This is a genomic window from Cryobacterium algoricola (assembly GCF_004402485.1).
In the GTDB taxonomy this organism is placed as follows: Bacteria; Actinomycetota; Actinomycetes; order Actinomycetales; family Microbacteriaceae; genus Cryobacterium; species Cryobacterium algoricola.
In genome coordinates this window covers 1-20657 of record NZ_SOFG01000018.1, presented here as the reverse complement: position 1 = coordinate 20657, position 20657 = coordinate 1, and the positions used below count along the sequence as shown (strand labels likewise).

The 20657-nt window shown below is 63.0% G+C and carries 22 protein-coding genes and 1 pseudogene; 13 read left to right on the top strand and 10 right to left on the bottom strand.

Translation table 11 applies throughout. The features are described from left to right. Window positions 1-14 precede the first annotated feature (14 nt). Window positions 15-953, top strand: coding sequence for an LLM class F420-dependent oxidoreductase (locus tag E3O44_RS13750; protein ID WP_134535351.1), 939 nt, complete (start codon window positions 15-17; stop codon window positions 951-953). Between the two features lie 127 nt (window positions 954-1080). Here E3O44_RS13750 and E3O44_RS13745 read toward each other — a convergent pair whose 3' ends face one another. The 4 genes from E3O44_RS13745 to E3O44_RS13730 form a co-directional block, all read right to left on the bottom strand. Beyond that, window positions 1081-1554 carry a DUF1990 family protein gene (locus E3O44_RS13745; protein ID WP_134535350.1) on the bottom strand — a complete coding sequence of 158 codons (474 nt, stop codon included), beginning with the start codon at window positions 1552-1554 and terminating at the stop codon, window positions 1081-1083. Between the two features lie 115 nt (window positions 1555-1669). Further along, a complete protein-coding gene (locus E3O44_RS13740; RefSeq protein ID WP_134535349.1) occupies window positions 1670-2263 on the bottom strand; it encodes a GNAT family N-acetyltransferase in 594 nt (197 codons plus the stop codon). 511 nt (window positions 2264-2774) lie between these two features. Next, window positions 2775-3368, bottom strand: coding sequence for a hypothetical protein (locus E3O44_RS13735; RefSeq protein WP_134535348.1), 594 nt, complete (start codon window positions 3366-3368; stop codon window positions 2775-2777). A gap of 234 nt (window positions 3369-3602) precedes the next feature. Then, a complete protein-coding gene (locus E3O44_RS13730; protein ID WP_134535347.1) occupies window positions 3603-3851 on the bottom strand; it encodes a hypothetical protein in 249 nt (82 codons plus the stop codon). A gap of 160 nt (window positions 3852-4011) precedes the next feature. On the opposite strand from E3O44_RS13730, the gene E3O44_RS13725 reads away from it, so the two are divergent. The 3 genes from E3O44_RS13725 to E3O44_RS13715 all read left to right on the top strand — a co-directional run bounded on the left by E3O44_RS13725 (window position 4012) and on the right by E3O44_RS13715 (window position 5795). After that, complete coding sequence (locus tag E3O44_RS13725) at window positions 4012-4464, top strand: hypothetical protein (RefSeq protein WP_134535346.1); 453 nt, start codon at window positions 4012-4014, stop codon at window positions 4462-4464. Between the two features lie 2 nt (window positions 4465-4466). Next, on the top strand, window positions 4467-4793 hold the full coding sequence (locus tag E3O44_RS13720) for a transcriptional regulator (RefSeq protein ID WP_134535345.1): 327 nt from the start codon (window positions 4467-4469) through the stop codon (window positions 4791-4793). A gap of 228 nt (window positions 4794-5021) precedes the next feature. Continuing rightward, window positions 5022-5795 carry a tyrosine-protein phosphatase gene (locus tag E3O44_RS13715; RefSeq protein WP_134535344.1) on the top strand — a complete coding sequence of 258 codons (774 nt, stop codon included), beginning with the start codon at window positions 5022-5024 and terminating at the stop codon, window positions 5793-5795. Window positions 5796-6025: 230 nt separating this feature from the next. Here the strand turns inward: E3O44_RS13715 and E3O44_RS13710 are convergent, their stop codons facing one another. Continuing rightward, window positions 6026-6904, bottom strand: a complete 879-nt coding sequence (locus E3O44_RS13710) for an SDR family oxidoreductase (protein ID WP_134535343.1) — start codon at window positions 6902-6904, stop codon at window positions 6026-6028. Between the two features lie 265 nt (window positions 6905-7169). Here E3O44_RS13710 and E3O44_RS13705 point away from each other — a divergent pair, with 265 nt between their 5' ends. Then, complete coding sequence (locus E3O44_RS13705) at window positions 7170-7388, top strand: hypothetical protein (protein WP_198415920.1); 219 nt, start codon at window positions 7170-7172, stop codon at window positions 7386-7388. A 58-nt stretch (window positions 7389-7446) separates the two neighbouring features. Here the strand turns inward: E3O44_RS13705 and E3O44_RS13700 are convergent, their stop codons facing one another. Both E3O44_RS13700 and E3O44_RS13695 read right to left on the bottom strand, forming a co-directional pair. After that, window positions 7447-8454, bottom strand: coding sequence for a ketopantoate reductase family protein (locus E3O44_RS13700; protein ID WP_241976333.1), 1008 nt, complete (start codon window positions 8452-8454; stop codon window positions 7447-7449). A gap of 88 nt (window positions 8455-8542) precedes the next feature. Continuing rightward, entirely contained in the window at window positions 8543-9571 is a 1029-nt protein-coding gene (locus tag E3O44_RS13695; RefSeq protein ID WP_134535341.1) for a ketopantoate reductase family protein, read from the bottom strand. A 150-nt stretch (window positions 9572-9721) separates the two neighbouring features. On the opposite strand from E3O44_RS13695, the gene E3O44_RS13690 reads away from it, so the two are divergent. The 3 genes from E3O44_RS13690 (at window position 9722) to E3O44_RS13680 (ending at window position 12287) form a co-directional block, all read left to right on the top strand. Further along, a complete protein-coding gene (locus E3O44_RS13690) occupies window positions 9722-11167 on the top strand; it encodes an amidohydrolase family protein (RefSeq protein WP_134535340.1) in 1446 nt (481 codons plus the stop codon). Continuing rightward, a complete protein-coding gene (locus tag E3O44_RS13685) occupies window positions 11164-11475 on the top strand; it encodes a Dabb family protein (protein ID WP_198415919.1) in 312 nt (103 codons plus the stop codon). Before E3O44_RS13690 ends, E3O44_RS13685 begins: the two co-directional genes overlap by 4 nt. Window positions 11476-11579: 104 nt before the next feature. Then, window positions 11580-12287: an SDR family NAD(P)-dependent oxidoreductase gene (locus tag E3O44_RS13680; RefSeq protein ID WP_134535338.1), complete on the top strand. Its 708-nt coding sequence runs from the start codon at window positions 11580-11582 to the stop codon at window positions 12285-12287. 99 nt (window positions 12288-12386) lie between these two features. Here the strand turns inward: E3O44_RS13680 and E3O44_RS13675 are convergent, their stop codons facing one another. Then, a complete protein-coding gene (locus tag E3O44_RS13675) occupies window positions 12387-13403 on the bottom strand; it encodes a LacI family DNA-binding transcriptional regulator (RefSeq protein ID WP_134535337.1) in 1017 nt (338 codons plus the stop codon). Window positions 13404-13550: 147 nt separating this feature from the next. Between E3O44_RS13675 and E3O44_RS13670 the strand changes: the two genes are divergently transcribed. Then, window positions 13551-14891 carry an MFS transporter gene (locus E3O44_RS13670; protein WP_134535336.1) on the top strand — a complete coding sequence of 447 codons (1341 nt, stop codon included), beginning with the start codon at window positions 13551-13553 and terminating at the stop codon, window positions 14889-14891. Further along, window positions 14888-15550, top strand: coding sequence for a sugar O-acetyltransferase (locus tag E3O44_RS13665; protein ID WP_134535335.1), 663 nt, complete (start codon window positions 14888-14890; stop codon window positions 15548-15550). Before E3O44_RS13670 ends, E3O44_RS13665 begins: the two co-directional genes overlap by 4 nt. A 151-nt stretch (window positions 15551-15701) precedes the next feature. Here E3O44_RS13665 and E3O44_RS13660 read toward each other — a convergent pair whose 3' ends face one another. Then, window positions 15702-16295 (bottom strand): TetR/AcrR family transcriptional regulator, encoded by a 594-nt coding sequence (locus E3O44_RS13660; RefSeq protein ID WP_134535334.1) that lies wholly within the window; start codon window positions 16293-16295, stop codon window positions 15702-15704. 105 nt (window positions 16296-16400) lie between these two features. On the opposite strand from E3O44_RS13660, the gene E3O44_RS13655 reads away from it, so the two are divergent. The 3 genes from E3O44_RS13655 to E3O44_RS13645 all read left to right on the top strand — a co-directional run bounded on the left by E3O44_RS13655 (window position 16401) and on the right by E3O44_RS13645 (window position 18788). Continuing rightward, on the top strand, window positions 16401-17225 hold the full coding sequence (locus E3O44_RS13655) for an SDR family NAD(P)-dependent oxidoreductase (RefSeq protein WP_134535333.1): 825 nt from the start codon (window positions 16401-16403) through the stop codon (window positions 17223-17225). Between the two features lie 301 nt (window positions 17226-17526). Continuing rightward, complete coding sequence (locus E3O44_RS13650) at window positions 17527-18423, top strand: hypothetical protein (RefSeq protein ID WP_134535332.1); 897 nt, start codon at window positions 17527-17529, stop codon at window positions 18421-18423. After that, a complete protein-coding gene (locus tag E3O44_RS13645; protein ID WP_134535331.1) occupies window positions 18420-18788 on the top strand; it encodes a GntR family transcriptional regulator in 369 nt (122 codons plus the stop codon). Before E3O44_RS13650 ends, E3O44_RS13645 begins: the two co-directional genes overlap by 4 nt. Before the next feature lie 481 nt (window positions 18789-19269). Here the strand turns inward: E3O44_RS13645 and E3O44_RS13640 are convergent. Then, window positions 19270-20486: pseudogene (locus E3O44_RS13640) on the bottom strand (integrase core domain-containing protein). Window positions 20487-20657: the final 171 nt, after the last annotated feature.

Below are 20657 nucleotides of genomic sequence, written 5' to 3'. Positions count from 1 at the left end.
GTAGCGTAGGCGATATGACGATTTCGCTCGGATATCAGATTCCCAATTTCACCTATCCGGGCGGCGTCGAGTCGCTGTTCGACACCGTCGCAGCTCAGGCGCGCGAAGCGGAGGCCAGCGGATTCGACACGGTTCTGGTGATGGACCACTTCTATCAGCTGCCCGGAATCGGCACGCCCGATCAGCCGATGATGGAGGCGTACTCGACGCTGGCCGCCCTGGCCGTGTCGACCAGCACCATCCAGCTCTCCGCGCTCGTGACCGGCAACACCTACCGCAACCCGACCCTGCTCGCCAAGACCGTCACCACCCTCGATGTCATCAGTCACGGCCGGGCGATCCTCGGCATCGGGGCGGGCTGGTTCGAGCTCGAGCACGAACAGCTCGGTTTCGATTTCGATACCTTCACGGAGCGCTTCGAGAAGCTCGACGAGGCGCTCCAGATCATCCACCCCATGCTGCGCGACGAGCGGCCCGAGATCACGGGCAAGTGGTACCGGGCGCACGGGGCCATGAACGTGCCACGGTTCCGCGAGAGCATCCCGATCATGCTGGGCGGCCAGGGCGAGCGCAAGACCTTCCGCCTGGCGGCGCGATACGCCGACCACATGAATATCATCTGCGCCATCGAAGACCTGCCACACAAGCTGCAGGCTCTGAAGCAGCGCGCCGAGGAGATCGACCGGGACCCGTCCACCCTGAAGACGAGCTATCTCGCCAGCGCGGTGATCGTGGAGACGCAGGCAGAAGCCGACGCCATTCTGCAGTCCCTGCCCGAGGAACGACGCAGCCGCGCCTTCGTGGGGACGGCGACCACGGTGGCGGACCGGATTCAGTCCGAGATCCTCGGTGCAGGTGTGGACGGTGTCATCGTGAACGCCCCGCTCAACGGCCATGTGCCCGGTGTCGTGACGGCACTCGGTGAGGCACTCGCCCCGCTGGTACGTCAGTAGTACGCGAATCCGCGGCTGTCGCGGCGTCCTGAGACGGAGTCAGGGATCTTCCGGGCATCCGCGATTTCGCGCCGACTCGGGTTGACAGCACCGCCGGCGCTGCGGAAAGCGCTGGCAGGCCTGCAGCTCAGCGAAGTGACCGCAGGTAGCGTCTGCGCACGATTCGTTGGGCGATGAGGAGCAGTGGGTAAAGGGCTCGCCACGGCTGCTGCGGCGCGGGGCTCGTGAGCGAGCGCACGGTGAGACGCACCTCGTCGCCACGTCGGTGCACGATGAACGCCTCTTCGCCGCTGACCGGGTGCCCCGGCAAGGTCCGGTAGGCGAAGCCGACCCGGTCGGATTCGTCAACTACGGACACGACCTGCACCGGCTCGACAATGGTCACCGTGAGCACGCGTGCGGTGACGATGACACGGTCGCCCGGTGACACCGGGCCGGTCGAGTCGACGGCAAACCCACTCTCTGTCTTCACCCGCCATCGGAGCACGTCCCTGGCGGCGCGCTCCCAGACGGCGTCACCATGCCCCACGAGTGCCGACACCTCCGAACGCCGGTATCTACGATCGCTCGCCGGCCATTCACGCAGTTCGGAACTGGTCATGGGTCACTCCTTCGCCACACTACGGAGGAGCCCCTCACGCTCCAGGGCCGCTCGCCGGACTGCGCTATCGGGCGTTGCGTAATCCGGCACCCAAAGCTCCACCTGCGTAACAGGATCAACCACCCATGCGCCCCCGGTCATGATCCTCAGCGTAACCTCCGCGCGAAGAATTCCGCATGGTTGCGGGCATGCCGGAGCGTACGGAACTGAGGTCACACGTCATTTGAACTCGGCGCGCATACCCGAGTCCACTCTGGCGTTCCACGCTCAGCAGGTCGCGAAGGAAATCGTTGTCAGGGACAGACTCTGCAAAACCACAAGTCGCATAGAAGGGCGCATTCCACGCAACGTCAACATAAGTTCGCAGCGTGACACGTGTGCGACCGAGCTGCGTTGACTCGGTCTTGACCGCTTCCACGAGCGCACGCCCATACCCGTGGCCTGTCTGGGACGGCACTACGGACAACTGCTCGAGGTGATTGCCGCCCGGGATCTCGATGACGTGGGCAAACCCGACAGGCCTGGAATCCGGCTCCGTACTGGCCACAAGAATAAAACCAGGATGTCGTGATCGCTCGACGCCAGAAGGAGCCGGCTGCCAGTCAGCGATCGAAAACACGGATGCGAAGAGACCGTCGGCCGCATCTTCGATCTCCTGGAGGGCGACCAGATCCTCGGCCGTCGCTCGGCGGATCATCGCAGTCCCCATGTCGTCGAGGCTAGTCTCCCCGGTGCTCTGTCGACGAGGCCAGAGAATCGTTCTTACCTTTCGACGGGAGCTGACAGTAGGGTGAGGCCATGCGCAATGATCGAGGGTGGTTCCCGTGGCGGGTCACGCGAGCTCTCTTCGCCCTGGGCACCATGTCGATCTTCACCGGCGTGTTCCCTTTATTGCTCCGATCAGCAACTGTTTACTCGTGGGTTCTGATTCTGGTCGGTCTCACTCTCATCGCGGTCTCCGTTCGCGGCCCTTGGGACAGCGAGGAGAGCGGTCGAAACCGGTCCGTTCTGGGATTCACAGCACGGCCCGGTCCCGACCAGAAGCGCTAACTGGCGTTCCGCAGGGCCTTGCTCAGGCGCGCGGCCTCCGTGCACCGAAGGAAGGACGCCTACCAGTCGCCGGCAGCGCGCATCGGTGGGAGAGCCGTCACTGTTCATCGGTGACCGCTGTGGCGCCGGCCCCGAGAAACCAACGTGAGCGTAGATCTCGACGTGCGGGTTCAGCGGGGCTGGCGGGCGAGGAGTTTCGACGCACCAACATCGGCGCTCTCGCCCGTGAGTACCAGTTCGATTCGGGTTTCGTACTCTCCGATTCCGGGATCGACCTCAATGACCAATATCGGCGTGACTCGCTTCCCGATGACCGCGTTTACGTTCTCCACGCTCACTGATCGGATCCGGTCCCATGGCAGAAGACCACAATCTACGATCTTGTGGCCACCTCGCCACAACGAAATGCCGGCCGCGTCAGCGGTCACCTCGACGGGAAAGCCGCGATAGTTCGTGTGGCGCAGCAGAGGACCGGGTTTGAGGAATGGGGAGAGGAGAGCCGAGCTCCAGTTTCCGCGGACGATCGTTGCCCCTGGCCTGGCCTCGAGGAGGGCTTTCAGCCGGGCCTTGCCAGTGAGGTTCACGTAGAGGATGGCTCCCGAGACGATAGCAACCACGGTAGCGACCGGTACGCCGACGACCACGACCGGAAACCATTGCGGAGTGTCACTTCCGAGCGACTGCGCTCCCGAGATCATGATCGCAAGCAGCATGACAAAGAAGATCCCGTGGGCGACCATTCCTCCGACTACCGGGTTCTTCATATTTCGTTGAGCCGGCAATTTCGCCTCCAGTGGTTGGTTAGAAACGAGTCGAACAGCGACTTCAATCCGGTCGAACGTGGTGGCAAATGAACACGGCCATCGAAGCCTGACTATCCCGGTCAAACACACCACCCATCGTGGGGCAGAATGACTTTCCTTGTCTGGCAGGCTCTCATCTTGCCGCTCCCGTGCCGGCATCTGCCCGAGGCTCTGACAAGACGCTTCGAGCTCGCGCTACATCTTCTTCTCGCGCCGGAGCCGGGCCTGGATCACAAATAACATGACCATGTTCAGTACCGCGCTGATCTGGAAGAGTGTCCGGGAAAGAGTCATTCCGGAGTCGAAGGCTTCGGATCCAGGAACAGTCCCGAAGCACGATACGCCGAGCACGGCCACTCCGAACAAGATCAGCATCGACGTGAAGACGAGCGTGGCCTTCAATACCGGACCCGATCGTTTCCAAAAGACACGTAAATTCTTCATTGTCCCATTGTGCCCAAAAACCCCAGCTCCGGTGGCATAACCGCGCTCCCGCATAGTGATCGAACTAGGTCGTCCCCATGCGGCACAACCTACTCTTTTCCATTGCGGAAAGTGCTACGTTTTCCATAGCGGAAAGTCCGCCACGGAAACTGGAGTGGAAATGCAGCACGACGAGGAGTTCCCAATTCCCGCAGCTGATGCCGTGGCAGCTGCCCGCAACGCCGAGGACGCGATGCGCCGCACCGCACGTTCGATCCGGCCATCCCTCGCTATCGTCGGGCTAGCTGGCGGTGCTCTCACCGCCGCAGTCCTCCTCCCCGACCCCTGGACTTTCGTGGTCGCAGTCTCCGCCTCCCTCGCCATCATCGCCTCGGCTGTCCTCTTCCAGCGTCCTGGAGCTCGCCGACTCGTTGCCCAACCGGGTCAGCACTATGCAGGTCGATTGATTCTGGTCGGAGTCATGGTGCTGTTTCCGATTGCCGGAATCCTTCTCGGGACATTTACCGAGCACTCAATGGTGGTTGTCGGATTGGCGATCGCCCTACCGCTCATAATGATCACGGTCCCCTGGTGGTGGGAGCGTAATCTGCACCTCACCGTTGCAGGACGCTAGACATGCGCCCGGTGTTCGATGTTTTGATCCACGCACCTACCAGGCTGCGCATTACCGCGGCTCTGGCAGCTGTTGACGGCGCTGATTTCTCGGCAATCCGAGACTCGTTGGGCGTCAGCGATTCGGCTCTCAGCAAGCACGTCAAGCCGCTGAGCGAAGCGGGCTACGTCAATGTCACAAAGACCGTGATCGACTCCCATGTGCGGACATCTCTCGCTCTCACTTCGAAAGGCCGGAAAGCGTATCGCGGGCATATTGAATCTTTGCGAGAGCTCACAGCGATGGGCGAAGCGGAAGCGTCTCCTGTCGGGAACGACGACGCGCTCTAGCCCCGAGGTCAGCCGCACGCGCAGTGCACCGGTCATCTTCTGACACGCGCAGAACCGCACGCCGCTGCCTCAAAACCATAGGGTCACAACACAGATCCTGATCGTGGGCGCGTCGCCTCATCGGGTAGCGCTGTTCTGGCGAGACGCGAAGGAGTCACCATGTGAACGCAGAGTCCGGCGCCAGACCACTCCCTCTTCAGACACCAACGCTGAACGTATGCTGGCCCGATGAGCGACGAGCCGAAACTCACGAGCCGAACCTTGCATGTCGAGGGCTTGGTGAATGCACGCGATCTCGGCGGTCTCCGACAAAGAAATGGAACCTTGACGCCGAGGGGCGTCTTCTTCCGGTCCGAGAACGTCGACTCGGCAACACCGGCCGGATGGGAGCAAATACGCGAAGCGGGCATCCGAACCATAGTCGACCTACGCCAGGCAGGAGAACGGGCACAGGACACCCAGCCGCGGCCCGATTGGCTCACCACCCTCCCTATTGATTTGGATGGACTCGACAATGCCACTTTCTGGAAGGATTTCTGGAACAACGGGCTTGCCGGTACAGCACTGTATTACTTGCCGCACCTGAACGCGATGCCCGAACGCAGCGTGTCGGTCCTGGCGGCCCTGGCTGGCGCGCCAGAAGGTGGCATTCTCTTTCACTGCATGGCAGGACGAGATCGAACAGGACTTATCGCGCTGCTACTCCTCACAGCCATCGATGTGGAACCCGAGGCAATCGTCGACGACTATCTCGAAACAGTCCGACTGGCGGACCGCCGGGCAAGAGCATCACAGCGCGAGAACGCCGAACCCACAATTGAGGCGCTCTGCCAGAGCCACGGCACAACGACAGAGGGCGCCTTTCGCGCCGCGCTCCGCGGCCTCGACTTGGCAGAACTCCTCGCCTCGCCTGGTCTGAGCGCCGCCGAACGGGAGGCCATCACGAGCTGGCGAGGCAATGCCTCATCCGTTCACATGAAGTCCATCCAAAACTGGAGATAGTGCAGACTACCGATTTGGATCGAACGAGCCACACCAAGGCAAGTGCCAGCGCGACAATTCCAGAATTCAGGACCGCCCATCGCGAAACGCGATCGTTACGTGATATCCGTTGCATCCCCCAGAGGTAGATCCTCGCAGAGTGACCACCGGAAGCGTCTAAAATTCCGACATTGACCATCCAGGCGTATCCCCTACGGCCCCGTCCGGATGTGATGCGGTTGCCCGCACACTCACCGCGTAGTTGCATCGGGCCCGATCGTTCGTTCTTGGCCGTTCGCATCCAGGACGCGGACGTCCAGGGGCATGCGATTGCGGCGGCGGAGTCGTCCGGTCAGAACGCTATGAAGACCGCGGGTCACCAGGGCCAACTTCGTCAGGCTGCGAAACTCGCCAGCGTCCGACGTGACAAGCTTCACGAGGGGACGCGCGGCCGCCTCCGGCGCCTGCCCCCACAGCCCAACAACGACCTGGAGTGCACTTAGACGTCCTTCGTATCCTGGCTGGGACGTGATGTGCCTGAGCAGGGCTGTCGTCACCAACCCGGGGTTCATACCGTGAACGCGGACTCCGGTTCCTTTGGTTTCGAGCCGTAGAGTCTCCGTGAACTGGCGGACCCAACGCTTGCTTGACGCGTATGCGTTCTGCATTGCGACCGGGCCTTGGTCGCCTTGGCCGTAGAGGTTGACGAGGTCGCCGTGGCCTTGGGAGAGGAACACCGGCAGTATGACCCGTGACCCGTGAAACGTTCCGAGGATGTTCGTACGCACCACGCGCTCGAAGTCGTCGATCGGCGTGGATGCCGTGGGCCCATAAACGCCAGATATTCCAGCGTTATTGACCCAGATATCGAGCATCCCGTGACGGAGGGCCTCATCACGAAGAGCCTCGACGTCGGCCAATTCCCCGGTGTCGCAGCGACACCCTGAGACCAAAATACCCTCCAGTCGAAGCATCTCGACAGCGGCTGCGACGTGGGCTTCCGAACGGGATGCCAGCACAACGGTTGCACCCTGCTGGCCCAACAGCCGGGCCATGGCGAGACCAAGGCCGCGAGTGGAACCCGTGACGACTGCCACGCGCCCACGAAGGGCGACCTGCTGGGCATCCATGCTTCTCCTCACGCCGCAAGCCTCAAGCCGTTACCGCAGGAGAACTAACGAGAGGTCTTTGGTCCTGCTCGTGACGCGGCGGTTAGTGCCCCTTTCGCGTCCATGATGGCACGGTTGTTCGGCCCGAGCAGGCTGCGAAGTCGATCGCGGAGATGGCTGCCGCAAGGGTCCGGCGGGCCACGATTCACAAGGACCCGCGCGACCTGTCCACAGGGGGAACTTGTGCCGAGCGACGGGTGCATCGGTCGAGGGTACGTTGGGGGACGTGACTAGTCGAAATGGGCGCATCGCCCTGATCACCGTCGGCGTGATCGCCGTGATCCTTGGTGGAGTGTGGGCCGGGCAGGGCATGAATCTGATCCCGGGAAGCTTCATGACAGGTAGCCGCATGTGGCTTTCCATCGGGCTCATCGTCGCCATCGTCGGCGTCATCCTGATCATGCTCGGCCTGCGCCGGCCAGAGCACGGCGGAACGAGCAAGTGAGACTCCAAAGCCTGGATGGCGCTCCAACGCACGCCAGGCAGCCCCACTGACCCTGGTGCTAGGCACCCGGGAGCGTCAGGAGCAGCTCGAGGTTCTGTGGACCCCGCTCGAGCTCGCCGGCTTCAATGCGGCGCGCGATCTCGACCGTGTGCGCGTTATACGGTGCGGACTGGCCGACACGGGCGAGCACTTCGACGACGAGGCCGTTGACCTCGTCGACCTCGGCACGGCGGCCCTTCATCCAGTCCTGCAGCACTGTCGTCCGCGTGTCCGGCAGGGAGTACTTCTCGAGCACTTCGCCCAGCAGATCCTTCGCGTACTGGTCAGGCCCGCTGACCTGGTCCTCGGTGAGCCCGAAGATCGGCACGAGCTTGCAGCCGTCCGCGACCGCGGCGCGGGCGGCCTCCTTGCCGCACTCCACCATGAACTCGTGCACCCCCGGCATCTTCACGGCGTCGGCGAGTGCTTCATCGAGGATCGCGGACGGCACGAGTTCGCCGGCGTTGGCGACGAGCTTCATCCACTTCGACGACCGAATGTCGGGGGATATCTCGACCGTGCCGGCGTGGCGCAGCACCTCCTGGACCTCGGGCTCCCGGCCGCGCGCAGAGTCGTCGAAGGCCCCCACGGTGAACCAGGAGTTCTCGGGGGCGTTTTGCCGCGTGACGATGCCCGGTTCGAACATGTTTGAAGCCATCTCGATGACCGCGCCGATGGTGCGCTCGGGGCCGACGATGTCGGCGACGTCGTTGAGGGACATCCCGTTTTGAAGTCCGACGACGAGTGCGTCGGGTGCGAGCAGGTGCTTGATGAGCTCGACGGCCCAGCGAGTGTCGTAGGCCTTGACGACGACGAAGACGATGTCGAATTTCTCACGCAGGGTCGCCACCTCGCATAAGTGCAGGGCGCGCACCGTGGTGACCTCGGTCTTGAGCGGCAGACGGATTTCGATGCCGTGCTCGCGCATGGCCTCGACGTGGGCCGGCCACTGCTCGATGCAGGTGACGTCAAGCCCGGCTCGCGTGAGGTCTGCGGCGATGCCGGCCCCCTGTGCTCCGGTGCCCACGAATGCGATTCTCTTACCCGCCATTGGGTTCCTCCGCTTCTGTACGTTCCTACTGTACAAATCGTTAAGCACTATAGATCAATTCGGTTCAGTCACCGATTTGGCGATGCAGCACCTCGACGACCTCCGGCGAGGGTCGCAGTTCTCCGCGCTCGATGCGATGGGCGACCTCGACAATCGCCGAATTGACGGGCGCCGAACGGCCCAGCCGCGCCGCCTCGGCAACGACCGTGCCGTTGATATCGTCCACCTCGCTGTGCCGCGACTTGCTCCAGTCCTGTAGCACCGTCGTGGTCGCGCCCGGTAGCACGAAGTCCCGGTAGAGAGTGTCGAGGAGTGTCTCCACGACCTCGTCGGAGCGCTCGAGATCCGCGGGCTGGAGGCCGAAGATCGGCAGGATCGGATGATCAAGGGCGGCGCCGACATCCAGCGCCTCCTGACCAGAACGCAGCATGATCGTCCGCATGCCCGGCACGGCGAGGGCGTCGAGCATCGGCAGCCCGAGGCTCGCGGTCGTCACGAGCGTCGTGCAGTTGCTGACGAGTTTCATCCATTTGGTGGCGAGAATGTCGTGGACGATCTCAACGCTGCCCGAGTGCCGCAGCAGAGCGGCGACCTCCTCCTCACGCCCGACCGGCCCGCCCTCGAGGGCCCCGACCGCGAACCAGGAGCGCGCGGGACCGGAGTGCCGCAGCACGAGGCCGGGTTCGTTCATCGTCGAGGAGATCTCGATGACGGCACCCATGGCGCGGTGCGCGCCGACGACTTCGGCGATCGTCTCCGTCGTCATGCCGTTCTGCACGCCAACGACGAGCCCGTCGTCCGCGAGGTGGGGCGCGATGAGTTGTGTCGCCCACCGCGAGTCATAGGCCTTCATCAGCAGCAGCACGATGTCGAATTTCTCGCGCAGCGTGGCGACCTCGCACAGATGCATCGTGCGCGGCCGCACGTGCAGTTGCTCGTCGGGCATCCGGATGGTGAGGCCCGTCGCCCGCATCTCCTCGACGTGCGCGGGCCATTGCTCCACGAGCGTGACGTCGACGCCGGCGAGCGTGAGGTCCGCTCCGATCGACGAACCGTTCGCGCCGGATCCCAGCACCGCGATCCGAGGGGTCATACGGGCTCTCCTTACACTCCAAGTGAACGGATGCTACAGCCTGATTCAACCTGTTGCCTAGTTTCCTATGAGTTAACGCGCGGACTTGCGAATTGACGGATTGAGCGAGATAGTGTGCAGCGTCGCTGGACATTCTCAACGAGGAGAGCCATGAGCATCAATACTGCCGCGCCCCATCCCGAGGACTTCGTTGCGGGCCGGCCCTTCGTCTTCCGCAATGCGATCGTCATCACCGTCGACACTCCCGGAGTACTCGAGAACGCCGACGTCCTGGTTATCGGCGAGACCATCGAGGCCGTGGGGTCGAAACTCCAGGTGCCCGAGGGCACGCTCGAGATCGACGCGAGCGGCGGCATCCTCATGCCCGGCATGATCGACACCCACCGTCACATGTGGCAGACGGCGCTGCGCGGCTACGGCGGCGACTGGGCGCTCAGCCAGTACTTCGTCTTCTACTACCTGCAGCACGGCGAAGTCTTCCGACCCGAGGACATCTACGCGGGGAACCTCCTGAGCGCACTCGAATCGGTCGACACCGGTGTCACGACGACGCTCGACTGGTCGCATGCGCTCCGCACCCCCGAGTACGCCGACGCGGCGATGAAGGCCTTCGAGGAGATCCCCGGCCGATTCGTACTCGGCTACGGCAATTACCTCGGAGCACCGTGGGAGTGGACCGCGGCGCCCGAATTCCGTTCCTGGGTCGCATCGCACTCCCCGACCGACATGCACGGGTTGCAGATCGCCTTCGACGTGCCCGATTCGGAGAACTTCCCTGAGAAGGCGGCATTCGAGTTCGCACGGGAGAACGGCCTGCGCGTGACCACCCACACCGGCGTGTGGGGCGCAACGACGGACAACGCCATCGACCATATGTACAGCGGTGGATTCATGACCGACCAGATCTGCTACGTGCACGGCACGACGCTTTCTCGCGAGAGCTACCAGAAGATCGCCGCCACGGGCGGAACGGTCTCGGTCGCCACCGAGAGCGAGCAGAGCGCCGGCCAGGGCTACCCCTCGACGTGGCAGCTCCGCAAGTACGGCATCTCGGCGTCGTTGTCAATGGACACGAGCGTCTGGTGGAGCGCCGACTACTTCTCCGCCATGCGCGCGACGCTCAGCGCCGACCGTTCACGCGAACACCTCGAGGCCCACGCCAAGGGCGAGACCGTCAACGCGAACCGCTTGCGCGCCGAGGACGTCGTCTGGATGGCGACGATGGGGGGCGCGAAGTCCCTCGGCATGGAGGACAAGATCGGTTCGATCACGCCCGGCAAGAAGGCGGACCTCCTGCTCGTCATGAACGACCAGTCACCCGCGATGACGCCCATCCTCAACCCGAACGTTCACGTCGTGTACCAGGCGGGCACAGCCGACATCCACAGCGTCGTCGTCAACGGTCGGGTGCTCAAATACGAGGGCAAGCGCATCGGTCTCGACCTCGCCCCGGCACGGGATGCCGTCGCCCAGTCGGTCGAGTTCGTGCGTTCCAAGCTCGGCGAGCAGGCATGGGTCGAGGGGATGCACCCCGCGCTCGCTCCGAACGAGCCGATCGACAACCCGTACCACTACCAGGACGACGACACCAAGTGATCCTGCACATCGCGACCTTCCGCTGGCGGGACGACGTGACCGAGGAGGATGTCGCCGAACTCACCACCCAGTTGCGCGACATGGCCGCGGGCATTCCGGAGTTGCGCTCATACGAGTGCGGCGAGAGCCTCCGGCTGCGGCCGGGCGGTGCCGACTTCGGCGTCGCGGCGATCGTCGACGATGAGGCCGGGCTCTCCGCGTACCTCGATTCCGAGGCTCATGCCGCCGTCTACGAGCGACTGCTCGGGCGCATGATCGCCGAGCGGGCCGCCGCGCAGCTGCCTGTCGGGCCCGGCGCGGCGCTGTGACCGCTATCCGCGCCGCCGTGCGCCACGGCGGCATCGAGGAGATCACGGGTCGCGACTACCGCTAAGCAGTCGCGTCTGGATCACATCAAGCAAAGGAGAACGAGTTGAGCGAGAAGACCATCGTCGTCATCGGCGGAACCTCCGGCATCGGTTTCGAGATCGCGAAGGACGTCGTCGCGCACGGTGATCGGGTCGTGCTCACCGGGCGGGACGCGACCAAGGCCAGGGAGGTCGCCGCGTCGATCGGGGACTCGGCGACCGGCATCGCGCTCGATATCTCCGAACCGGAGGGCATCGCGGCCCAGCTGGCGGGGATCGGAACCGTGAACGGACTCGTGCTTGCCGCGATCGAGCGGGATGCCAACACCGTCCGGGACTACAACATCGCCCGAGCGACCCGGCTCGTCACCCTCAAACTCGTCGGCTACACGGAGGTCGTCCACACCCTGCTCGATCGGCTCGACCCCTCCCCCGACACCGGCATCGTGCTCTTCGGCGGGCGAGCCAAAGACCTGCCCTACCCCGGTTCGGTGACCGTCTCAACGATCAACGGCGGCGTCGAGGGACTGACGGTAGCGATGGCGCTCGAACTCGCACCGATCCGGGTCAATGCACTGCATCCCGGCATCATCGGAGACAGCCCGTTCTGGGCCGGCAAGCCCGAGGGCGTGCTCACGGGCTACGAGGCCCGCACCCCCGGCGGCACGCTCGCCACGATGCAGGACGTCGTGGATGCTGCGCGCTTCCTGCTCGACAACCGCGGCATGTCGGGCACGAGTATCGCCGTCGACCGCGGCTGGCGCATTACCTGAGCGCTCGAGTGCAGCCGATGTCATCCGGAAGTTCTGCATGCAATCCACACATTGCACGAGTCGACGAGGATCTTCACCGGCCGCCGCCATGTGCGCCGGCTAGGCGGACTCGCGTACCACGAGCGTGAGCCCGGAACTCCGACTCTCTCGCGTTCCACCTGGGGCGCGCCCGGACAGGATGTTGTCGACGAGTTCAACGGCGTACTGCGCTAGCTCAACCTTGTCGATCGAGAGACTCGTCAGTTCCGGAGTGACGAGGGCACCAAGAGCTAGACCGTCCGTTCCGATCACGGCCATATCATCGGGCACAGAAACGCCGGACCGCGCGAATTCTTTCAGGGCGCCAATTGCCATCACGTCGTTATAGACGAGCACGGCATCCGCATCGGGATATCCGTGGATGAGTTCGGCAGCCGCCTGTACGCCACCCTGATGGGTCTCGTCGTCGCGAAACTCAGATCCTTCGGTCCAAGGCAGGTCGTGTTCGTGGAGGTACTCACGATACGCATGCCGCCGCGAAGACGCGATATGACTGGAGTCGATCATCGCAATGCGGTGTCTTCCGTTGGCCGTTAAGTGATCCAGTGCCGCGCGAACCCCGGCCTGATAGTCGATCTCGACGAACGCATCGACCCTATCCGCCGCGGAGCCATCAAGCATGATGATGGGGATGCCCAGGGCACGGCCACGGACAGCGTCATCGGGAAGCAACCCGACGGTATCCGTGCGGCACCCGGTGAGCACGAGCGCGTCAACACGATGCGTCAAAGACTCAAGCCGAGCACGAGCCTTTTCCTGATCATCACCGAGATCGGACAAGATGACACTCCAGGCGTGCTCCGAAGCGATCCGACTGAGCGCCGATGCGAGTTCAGGATAAAAAGGGTTGCTCAGGTCATCAACGACAAAGCCGATGGTGACATCGCGGCCACGTACCAAGCCCTGTGCCGCACGATTTGGCCGATAATTCAGCTGGCGCGCAACGCCGATGACGCGTTCCCGAGTGGCGGCACTGATATCGGGAAGGCCGTTGAGGGCTCTCGTCACCGTCTGCCGAGAGACTCCGGCAACACGCGCCACGTCCAGGATCGTGATCTGTGAACCGCTGTTTGCCATGACCACAGACTACTGGTAGCGTCGCCGTGAACGTTCACGTGAACGTTCACGGCACCAGGAAAGAAAGGAATCTCTCCCATCGTTTCTCCGACGAATGAATCGCAGCATCCACCTCGGGAGGCCGCCCGCGCTCGCGTTGGTGTGGCGATGTTGTTCTTTACGAACGGCGCAATCTTCGCCAACCTTCTGCCGCGGTACCCAGAGATCAAGGCCCAACTCGACCTAACCAATGGCGCGTTTGGTCTTGCAGTGTCGGCCTTTGCTCTGGGAGCGCTGCTCGCCGGGTTGACGGCCGGATCGTTGGTGCGGAGGTTCGGATCGGCCAGAGTAGCCATTCTTGCAACCGTGTTGTCGGCGGCTGGGATCGTGCTTGCCGGGGTAGCACCGGTCTGGACGGTTCTTGCTGCGGGACTCTTCCTCGCTGGCGCCATGGATTCGATCACCGACGTAGCCCAGAACTCTCATGGGCTGCGCGTTCAGAGGCTGTACAAACGGTCGATTCTGAACTCTTTCCATGCGGTGTGGAGTGTGGGTGCTGTTCTCGGAGGAATTCTCGGCGCAGTCGCCGCGCAACTTGCGGTGCCTGTTGTCACGCACTTGACCATTTCGGCCGTGTCTTTCAGTCTCATGGCAGCCTTCGCGTACCGTTTCTTGCTCCCAGGTGTTGAGCCGATCACTGCCGAGATTCCTGCTGAGGCGGGCGTGGAAGCAGGAACCGGTACCCAGAAGCTGGTGCGGCCTCCGAGGTTGTTGAGCCGCTACGGAATTCTCTTCGCTCTTGTTGTCATCGCAGCATCGGGTGCCATCGTCGAGGACGCGGGAAGTTCTTGGGCGGCAATCTACTTGTCAGGTTCGCTAGGAGCATCGGCTTTCATAGCCGGTGCCGGGTTTATCGCTCTGCAGGGGATGCAGTTCATCGGTCGGATTGTTGGCGACCGACTTGTAGACCGCTTCGGGCAGCGCTTGGTCGCACGCACGGGCGGCACCATCGCCTTCGTCGGGATGGGCCTCGCCCTGGCCTTTCCCACCGTTCTCGGCACCGTGATCGGATTCGGTCTCGCCGGTCTCGGCGTCGCCACGCTTATCCCGGCGGCGATGCACGCCGCAAACGAGCTGCCGGGATTCCGCCCCGGCACGGGACTCACCATTGTGAGCTGGCTGCTACGCGTCGGCTTTCTCCTGTCACCTCCCATTGTCGGCGCGATAGCCGACGCATCCACCGTTCGGTTCGGCCTGTTGATCGTGCCCGCCGCCGGAGTCCTCGTATTCGTCTTCGCTTCCGCGCTGTCCTCAAAACCATCGCCGAGCATCCAACACGAGACCGCACGCAACGAGGCGCCCAGTCATAAGTTCTCGACATGCGCCGAATGTGAGGCTGCCGCAGACCTTTACTTCCTCTCGGATACTCCCGTTTGGATGGCCGATGAGCATCGAGCATCGAGCATCCTGTACCGCCCGACTCTCATACGCAAAGGATCCAAGAAATGAATGACCACACCACAATCGGGACTGACGACGAGAACTTGGACCCCCGGGAACGCGACGTACGCGACCGGATGGACCACCACCACCTCTACACTGACTCCGGAGCCGGCCTCGAAAAGCTCACGGAGGAGCGCCTTCGCGGCAAGGATCTCGCCGACGATTTCAATGCAACTCGAGCACGCGACGATGAAGGTCGTCAGCTCATCCTGCGCGAACTATTCGGAAGTATGGGAGACGACGTTTGGGTTGAGCCGCCTATACGAGTGGCCTACGGAAACCACGTGCACCTCGGCGATTCCGTCTACGTCAACTTCAACCTCACCCTGGTTGACGACGTGGATATCCACATCGGTGACCGCGTCATGTTCGCACCCAACGTCCTCATCACCACGACCGGACATCCCGTGCACCCCGATCTTCGCCGCGACGGATCGCAATTCTCGGCGCCCGTGCACATCGACGACGACGTCTGGATCGGAGCGGGTGCCATCATCTTGCCTGGGGTGTCCATCGGTGCCGGCTCGATAGTCGGGGCGGGGAGCGTGGTCACCGCCAACGTACCCGCGGGAGTGGTCGTCGCTGGGTCGCCGGCGCGCATCATTCGGCATATCCAAGACGCTGATCTGCAGTACCAGTACCGCCCACCGCGCGGTCTACTCTGACCCAACCCGTCGAGCTGAAGGATTGGCTCCTATCTCTTCGAACAAGGAAACCCACGTCACCGCGACGACGTCGCGAGCGTGCAGGACAAGGTCACCGCCGTCCCATATCGTGCAACGCACTGTCACCGAAGCTGGTCGCACCGCGGGGGAATTACGCGCGAAGGCGCACTGCGGCGACCGCGCGGTCGTAGAGAGCCGCGAGATCGCCCACGCCGCCGCCGGTGACCCACAGCTCTCCTGCTGCATCCAGGCAGGCGATCGAGCTTGCGACGATCGCGGCGGGCGCCGGGTCGGACGCGTCATCGTCGGCCAGTCCGAGGCGCCTCCGGATGTCGGGTGCCAGCAGTGACTGCCAATGCAAGTGCTTCTCGATACTGCGTGACCGTAGCGACGGCGTCCCGTACATCATCGTCACTATCTTCAACGTGACACCGGGCTCGACTTCGAGCGCATCCACGGCGTGCAAGGCCTGACGAAGAGCCTCCCAAGGTCCAACGGTCAGTGGTACCTTCTCGAGCGCATCCCGCATGAGTTCGCCCTGGCTCGCCAGATCGCCCAGCACGATGTCTTCCTTGGTGCCGAAATAGCGGAAGAACGAGCGTCGCGAGATGCCGGCCGTCGACGCGATCTGATCGATCGTCGTCCGCTCGAAACCCTGATCCAGGAACAGCCGCATAGCGACGCTCGTGATCTCGGCATAGGCCGCCTGACGCGATCGCTGCCACAAGGTCGATTCAGTACTCATGTCAGAATCGTAGCCTAAATGCCTGCTTGACACCCAGTGCCAGATAGGCATACATTCTCTCCGGGCGCAGTTCGCGCCCCATCCTCACGCACATTGGAGCCGCTTATGCCCGCATTGGACTACCACAACCACACCATCCTGATCACGGGAGCGTCATCCGGCATCGGCGCGACCTTTGCCCGCGCTCTGGCTTCTCGAGGCGCCAGCCTGGTGCTGGTCGCCCGACGCCGGGATCGCCTCGACGCACTCGCGACCGAGCTGACTGCGGCCCACGGCGTGACGGCCACCGCGATCACCCAGGACCTCGGCTCGCCAGCGGTGGGCGTCGAGCTCGCAGCTGCGGTGGCAGCGGCAGGACTCCACGTCACGGGCATCATCAACAATGCCGGTTTCGGTACATTCGGCGACTTCGTCGACGAGGACTCCGACCGCCTCGCCCAAGAGATCGCCGTCGACATCAGCGCACCCGTCCAGATCAGCTCCGCCTTCCTGCCCGACATGGTCAAGGCGGGCACCGGCTTCCTGATTAACGTCGCCAGCATGGCCGCGTACACCCCCACCCCGAGGATGGCCGTTTATGGGGCGGCAAAGGCGTTCGTGCTGAGCTTCACCGAATCCCTCTGGGCCGAGACCCGCTCATCAGGAGTCACGGTCTTCGCGCTCTCGCCCGGCGCGACGAGCACCGAGTTCAACGCCGTCGTCGGCACCGACGACGCCACTGCGGGAGCGCGAATGCGCACACCTGAGGACGTGGTGGCCACCGCGCTCGCCCACCTCGACAGACGCAACCCGGGCCCGAGTGTGATCGATGGCTCCTCCAACCGGATCGGCGCGAGCATCGGCCGAGTGATGAGCCGACGCGGAACCGTCAGGATGATGCACCGACTCACCGATCCCGCACGCCGCAACCACACCGCCGCGGCGAGATAGCGCAAGGCAGTCAATTGCCCGGGTTGACGCTGCCGTATGGATCAAACCATTCTCTATTTCGCACACACACGGGTACGCACACAGATGTGAGTCGCCCCACCAAGTGGCCGACCGCTCGCGCCGGTCAATGGCCGATAAGCAAGGACTCCCGCACCGCGTCGACGACGTCGGGCGTCAATTTCGTCAGCTTGTCTTGTTCTCAGCGGTCAAACTCAATGGATTGCGAGATTGCTTGAACGCGCATTGTGTGTCACTCTTTGTCTTGACAATATGAGACAAAGACCAAACACAAAGGAGTCGCATGGACTGGTCACTGCTGATTAGTGATATCCCATTCGTCGCCACGTCTACCTGGATAACTCTCGGCGTTGGTCTCGGTCTCGGCCTGCTTTTCGTCTTGGTTGCACCCTGGTCCTCAACCTCCAAGGACATGTATGCGAAGTTGTGGAGAGTGTGGCGCCTACGAGGCCTCGGTGTTGGCTTGGCCAGTGGCGCTCTATTCGGTTCGCTCTTCGTCTTCTACGTTGGCGCTGACCGAGGCTCGCCTGCGACCGACTTCATCGTGCTACCTGCCGTAGCCGGCGGCCTGGTCGGGCAAGCCGTAGCAGGTGCCATCGCCGGCGAGATGGGACGCGAGCAGATCAATCGGCGAGTCGGACATTCGCAGGCCGTTTCCCTACGTGACTACGTGTCGTCGCCCGTAATGTGGGCCGCGCGGATTCTCGTCCTATCGGCCACGATTGCGCTAATCCTGCTGTACGTGATCGCGGCGCGGACGACAACATCTGATTCCCCAGCGGTTTATCCTCAGGTCTCCGCTTTTGTTGTTGCGCCCGCATTGCTCGTTCTCATCCTGACCGAGGTCGGAGCCCGGGTTCTCATCACCCGTCCTTCATCGGCCGGATCCGTTAATGCTCTGCGCCGGCAAGATCTTCAGCGAGTGAGTATCGTGCGCGACGGCGCCGGCTCCGCACTAAGCCTGGGAGTGCTGGCCTTCATCATCTCCATGCCTCAGCTCGTAGCGGCGATCGACCCTCGAGCCGAGGTTCTCGCCCTAGCGAGCCCAGCCATATCTGCGCTCATCGAGTCCGCGGCGGTCATCTGCGTCGCGATCTCAATTGTTTTCTCATTTCGCGCCAGGGTGTTGCCATCTCCGAAGATCCATCGCTCAAGCAAGCCGGGAGAAGCCGCGCGATGATTGAAGTCGACACTCAATCCGCGACCCCGCCTTTCGAGCAGGTTCGCGTGCAACTTCTTACCCAGATCGTGAACGGCGAGCTTGTCGCCGGAATGCGGCTGCCTACGGTCCGCAGACTCGCTGGCGACCTGGGACTTGCCATCAACACGGTCGCCCGGGCCTACAAAGAACTTGAAGAAGTCGGTCTCGTCCTTACCCGCGGGCGCGCGGGCACGTTCGTCGCGGCCAACGGAGACAGTGTTCGGCAAGAGGCGCATGCCGCCGCCCTCGAGTTCGCCACTCGTATGGCACAACTTGGTGTCAATCGCAGCAGCGCCATCGCCCTCATCGAGGCTGCGCTCGGAAACGGCATCCCGACTCATTGATCGTGTGAGGCCGAAACTCCGGCACTCGTGCCCACGGTGGCAATTTACGCGAGGCGCTACTCGGCGGATTCGTCTCGACGATGAAGTTCTCAAGTACGCCATCTATTGCTTCGCAAATTACGTCAGCAAGCGCCGCGGCGGACACACATAGACAAGGCGAGAGACGGTCCATGTTGACCGTCTAGGTAACCAAAAACGCCGATTAGGGCCGTTCCGACCCGAAAAAGTGTGCCCTTGGAGGGATTCGAACCCTAGTCACGGCCCAGTCAGGGCCTCGCACAGGGCCAACTTCCGCGTAATTTCAACGTTTTTCGGTCACTTCGCTACCATCAGAATCAGGGTGATTTCTTTCAAATGTGGGCAAAATGTGGGCACGAGGTCCTGAGACATAACACCTGTGATGTGTGGTGTATCAGGACATCGCTGACGTTTCTGCATCAGGACATCTCTGACAGTTCATGTATCAGAACATCGCTGACACTCATAGAGTTCTGGGCGGGCGTCCCCGGCCTCTGCCGCTGACGACGTACTTGGTTCCTGGCGGGGGCCATGGGTGCTCAATGAGCATCGTGCCCTCGTGATCGAAGACCAGCAGCGCGTCATCTTCCTCGACGAGATAGGCGATGGTGCCGGCGAGGGCGCGGCTGACGTGGAACCGTGTCTGACGAATGAAGACGGTGCCGTTGTCGCGGACCCGAGCCACTCGCAAGCCCTCCCCATCACCCAACGGTGCTGCAGGCCTCGGGGCCGGGCGGGGAGGTTCGACCTCCGGGGTGGCCTCCCACGCCTGCGCCGGTGTGATTCGGCCGGGCAGCCCCTGGTGGGGGCGTTCGGTGTTGTAGATCACGTCGAACATGTCGACCTGGGCCTGCAGCTGCGCGAGCGTCTCGGCCAGGGGTTGTTTGTTGAGGAACCGGAACAGGGTCTGGTGGAAGCGTTCGTTCTTGCCTTGCGTGGTGGGTTTGTAGGGTTTCCCGGTGATCGCCTCGACGCCCAGCGAGGTGACGTAGGTGACGAGCTGTCCGATGACGCCGCGCCGGGACGGGTTCAGTGCTGCCCCGTTATCGCTGAGGAGTCGCTGCGGAACCCCGTGCGCCGTGATGGCTTTCTTCACCACGATCAGGGCGCCCTCGGAGGTTTCTCCCCACGCGACGTGGGAGGCGACCGCGAAGCGGGAGTGGTCATCGATGAGTTGGAAGATCACGCATTTCCGGCCGCCGGTGGGGACGTATTCCGTCGCGTCCAGCTGCCAGCACGCATTCGGCGCCGGATAGACGAACCGCCGGAAGGAGGCCCGCGGTTTCTTCCGCGGCTCGACCCGGGCGACACCGGCATCGCGGAAGATCCTCGCCAGCGACGCCGTCGAGGGGACCGGGGTCATCCCCAGCGAACGCATCTTCTCGTGGACACTGATCGGCCCATGGTCCAGACCCGACCCCTCCAACACCGCCCGCACCCCGATTGCCTGTCGGGCCAGGTCGTCCGTGAGTTTCGACGGACTTGCTCTGGGACGTCTCGATCGAGGTTCCAAGGCCGCAGCCGGCCCGTCCGTCGCTGCCCGTTCCTGATCGCATAGAACGTCTCACGCGAGATCCCATGCTCGAGGCACAACGTGCTCACCGCTCCCCTCGGCGCATCGGGCGGCCACTGGACGATGGCGAGGCGGACACGGGGATCAACAGGTTCGACACGGCTCATCCCTCAAATACTGACGGAGAACTGTCAGGGCCAACCGCCACGGAAGCGGCAGAGATCTATTGATGCAGAAGAGTCTGTCAAGTTTTCGGTGTAACTGGGTTTGATTTTTTAGTTGTCTCGGATGGACAGTCGGCCGTTGAAGGTGATGTCGAAGGCGTTGAGGGCTGCCTT